The 3632-nt window shown below is 70.3% G+C and carries 5 protein-coding genes; 2 read left to right on the forward strand and 3 right to left on the reverse strand.

Going from position 1 to position 3632, the window contains the following annotated elements; all coding sequences use genetic code 11:
• Positions 1-99: 99 nt before the first annotated feature.
• The 3 genes from VN779_RS09190 to VN779_RS09200 all read right to left on the reverse strand — a co-directional run bounded on the left by VN779_RS09190 (position 100) and on the right by VN779_RS09200 (position 2598).
• Positions 100-702, reverse strand: coding sequence for a histidine phosphatase family protein (locus VN779_RS09190; protein WP_325722027.1), 603 nt, complete (start codon positions 700-702; stop codon positions 100-102).
• Positions 699-944 carry a hypothetical protein gene (locus VN779_RS09195; RefSeq protein WP_325722028.1) on the reverse strand — a complete coding sequence of 82 codons (246 nt, stop codon included), beginning with the start codon at positions 942-944 and terminating at the stop codon, positions 699-701. The genes VN779_RS09190 and VN779_RS09195 overlap by 4 nt, the downstream gene beginning before the upstream one ends.
• 187 nt (positions 945-1131) lie before the next feature.
• The gene (locus VN779_RS09200) at positions 1132-2598 is read right to left on the reverse strand and encodes a pyridoxal phosphate-dependent decarboxylase family protein (protein WP_325722029.1); all 1467 of its coding nucleotides are present in this window, start codon (positions 2596-2598) and stop codon (positions 1132-1134) included.
• A gap of 221 nt (positions 2599-2819) precedes the next feature.
• Between VN779_RS09200 and VN779_RS09205 the strand changes: the two genes are divergently transcribed.
• Both VN779_RS09205 and VN779_RS09210 read left to right on the forward strand, forming a co-directional pair.
• Entirely contained in the window at positions 2820-3047 is a 228-nt protein-coding gene (locus VN779_RS09205) for a 4-oxalocrotonate tautomerase family protein (protein WP_325722030.1), read from the forward strand.
• Positions 3048-3119: 72 nt separating this feature from the next.
• A partial coding sequence (locus VN779_RS09210) for an AfsR/SARP family transcriptional regulator (protein WP_325722031.1) occupies positions 3120-3632 on the forward strand: 513 nt, incomplete at its 3' end.

A 3632-nucleotide genomic window follows, 5' to 3' on the forward strand; every position in this document is an offset into this window, starting at 1 on the left:
TGCTGCAACTGCGCCTACGCGCAGGAGAAGGCGTGGGCGCCTGCCTCGCGGCTCAGCTGCTGCTCACGGGCCTACGAACGCGCGCCACCACGGCACGCGTCAGCGACCGTTGACGGGAAGATCCACGGCCAGCCAGCGAGCGCCGTTCGTGCCGTCGAGGACGGCGACTGAGCCGTTCGGGACATCGACCCACGTGCCCGCACCAGGAAACGCTCCCACGCGCCCCGCCAGCAAGGCCCTGATCGCGTCACCGTGGCTCACCACGACGATGGCGCCCGTTGTGTTGAGCTCGTCGGCAAAGTCGGACAACGCCGTGGTCATCCGCGTCGCCATCTCGCGGAGCGACTCGCCACCGCCGACACGCAGGTCCGGGTCGGACCAGTCGAACGCGGAGCCGGCGGCGAACGACTCGGCGTAGCTCAGGCCCTCGAACGACCCCAGCGACTGCTCACGGAGTCGCGTATCGACGCACATCCGAGCGCTGAGCGCTCCGGCGACAATCTCTGCTGTCTGCACGGCGCGAACCAGGTCGCTGCTCACGACGCAGGACACCGGCGTGCTCCCGATGTCCGTGAGCAGCGCCCGAGCCGCGGCCTGGGCCTGGGCGCGGCCGCGCTCGGTCAGTCGCGGATGCCGCGTCTGACCCTGCGTCCGTTGCGCGACGTTCCACTCCGACTCTCCGTGACGGACGAGGTAGATCACAGCTTCGTCGGCGTGAGCAGCTTGTCCATCCGGCACTTGAGACACAACCGCTCGTCGTGTGGTGAGCCGTGCGGGATCGTGGCCACCAGTGCGCGGGCGTCCTCGACGATCTGCTCGGCGACCTTCGCACGAGTCTTCGCTTGGTACAGCCTGCTGGTGAGGGCGCCAACCTGTCGACGGTTCGCATCGAGCCTGGCGAACTGCTCCGCTGTGAGTTCGACCGTGGAGTCAGGGGATGACACTGAACCTCCCTCAGGATCTCGGGTCCCGGTCTCGGTCCGTGATCAGGAGAGGGTCTGACTTCCAGCTTGCGCTGGTCACACTGCCGCGACGGTGCTGCACTCGCACCGGCTTCCCAACCCAATCAAGGCAACCGCGCGAAGCCTAGCCGCCCAGGGCGTCCAGGCAGGCGGCCTGATCCTCGGCGGCCTACGGCAGGCTGTGGGTCGCGGCATGGCCCGCGGCGCTGGCGGGGAGCTCGTGACCTCGAGGGGAGCCGGTCGCCGCCCGGGCACAGCGGAGGATGGCCTCGACCGACCGATCCACGTCGGCCTCGTCGGTCGACCAGTTCGACACCGAGATGCGCATCGCCGTCTGGCCGCGCCAGGTCGTGCCGCTCATCCAGCAGATGCCCTCCCGCTGCAGCTGCTGCACCATCCTGCGCGTGTGTCCGTCGTGGTCACCGTCGGCGGCGTGTAAGCGGACGAGGACCTGGTTGAGGACGACATCGTTGAGCACTTCGACGCCGTCGTCGTCGTCAAGCCGGTCGGCGAATCGGCGGGCCAGCGCACAGCAGCGCTCGACCAGCTCCGCGATCCCGGCGCGCCCCAGCGCGCGGATCGCCGCGTAGACGGGGAATCCGCGGGCGCGGCGGGAGAACTCCGGGTTGTAGTCCAGCGCGTCGCGCTCGCTGTCGGCGCCGTGGATGAGATAGCTGGCCCGCACGCCCATGGCGGCGCGGTGCGCTTCGGAGTTGGCGCAGAAGACCAGCCCGGAGTCGTACGGCACATTTAGCCATTTGTGCGCGTCGGTCGCCCATGAGTCGGCCAGATTCACCCCGGCCACCAGCGGCCGCAGCCTTGGGCTCGCCCCCGCCCACAGGCCGAAGGCGCCGTCGACGTGTACCCACGCGCCGGCCTCGTGCGCGACATCGCAGATCTCGCGAACGGGATCGATCGCGCCGGTATTGACGTTGCCGACCTGGGCGCACACGATCATCGGCCCGCTTTCCTCGCGTAGGCCGGCGCGCAGGGCGGCCGGACGCATCCGCCCCTGGTCGTCCACATCGACGGGGACTATTGCGTTGGTCCCCACGCCGAGGAAGCGCAGCGCCCGGTCGATGGTGTCGTGCCGTTGCCTACCGGCCAGCACGCGAAGGCGGGGCGCCCCCGTCAGCCCGTCGGCCTCGACGTTCCAGCCGACCCGGGCGAGCATCTCGTGCCGAGCCGCGGCCAGGGCGGTGAAGTTGGCCATCTGCACGCCGGTCACGAAGCCGACCGACACGTCGGCGGGGAGCCCGAGGAGCTCCGCCAGCCAGCCGCCGGCGACCTGCTCGACCGTCGCGGCCGCCGGTCCGAGGGCGTACAGACCGGCGTTCTGGTCCCAGGCGCTGGTAAGCCAGTCGGCGGCCAGGGCCGCTGGGCTCGACCCGCCGACGACGAACCCGAAGAACCGGCCGCTCGGGGTCGCGACCAGGCCGGGTTCGGCCGCCGCGGCGAGCATCTCGATCACCTTCCGCGGATCCTCCGGCGTCTCCGGCAATGGCCCGCCCAGGCCCGACTGCAGGTCCAGATCGCTTGTCCTGGCGCCCACGGGCCGGGTGGGCAGGCCGGTCAGGAAGGCCAGCGCGCTCTCATACGCATTACCCAAGGGCGCTGCCCAGTCTGGCTGCTCCATCACGTCCTCCTCGTGCTTTCAGTGGTGATGCGCATCCTCTCGGGACTGCGGGTGCGGCAGCGTGTGGGGCCCCTGAGCGGGGCGAACTGCCCACGCCGACGTTGGATTTGGGGGTGATCCGGCGATAGATGATGCGATGCGCACACGTGGTTGCACACGGTGGGGCACGACAGTCCGAGTGCACCGGCCGCCGGCCGGTAACTGAGCGAAGGAGGCTCGCAATGCCATTGGTCAACGTCAAGGTCATCGAGGGTGTGTTCGACGCCGAGCAGAAGCAGCGGATCGTCCGCGACCTCACCGAGGCGATGGTCGAGATCGAGGGCGAGAACATGCGCCCGGTCACCTGGGTCATCGTCGAAGAGGTCACCAGCGGTGAGTGGGGGATCGGCGGGAACCCCTTGAGCACCGCCGACGTCAAGGCGCTCGCCGCCGGCGCGCCCGTCGGCTGAGCGGCGCGGTTCCGGTGCGGCCGCCTGATTGCGGTTGTCCCGGGGCCAGGCGCGTTGCACTATCTGGAAACAATGGTGCTGCACATCCGGCTGCTCGGACGGCCTCGGGCCGAGTTCGACGGCAGGCCGATGCCCGGCCCGCGCGGGCGCAAGACGTGGGCGCTGCTGGCGGTACTGCTGCTGGCCGACCAGCCCTCGAGCCGGCGCAGCCTGGCCAATCTGTTGTTCCCGGACGCCGACGATCCGCTGGGCGCGCTGCGCTGGACGCTGAGCCAGTTGCGCGGTGCCCTGCGTGGGCACGTCACCATGGGGGGAGACCCGGTCGTGATCGACGTTGGGCCTAGCTGCCGGGTCGACGTCACCGAACTGCTGAGCGACCGGCGCGACGGCCATGACGGCGAGGCCGAGCGCCTGGGCCCGCCCGAGACGCTCCTCGACGGAGCCGACGGCATTGCCGGGGTCGACTTCGATCTCTGGCTGACCGCCGCTCGGCACCACCTCGACACCGCGCGAGGGGAACGGCTGCGCCTGCTCGCCAACCAGGCCCTCGTGTCCGCGAAACCGTCGCTCGCGATTGCCGCCGCC

This window comes from Actinocrinis sp. (assembly GCF_035605935.1).
In the GTDB taxonomy this organism is placed as follows: domain Bacteria; phylum Actinomycetota; class Actinomycetes; order Streptomycetales; family Catenulisporaceae; genus Actinocrinis.

What these genes read in the sequence shown, in the direction of transcription:
- VN779_RS09205 (WP_325722030.1), top strand. Translation starts at nt 2,820, where the DNA reads ATGCCATTGGTCAACGTCAAGGTCATCGAGGGTGTGTTCGACGCCGAG.
- VN779_RS09200 (WP_325722029.1), bottom strand. Translation starts at nt 2,598, where the DNA reads ATGGAGCAGCCAGACTGGGCAGCGCCCTTGGGTAATGCGTATGAGAGC.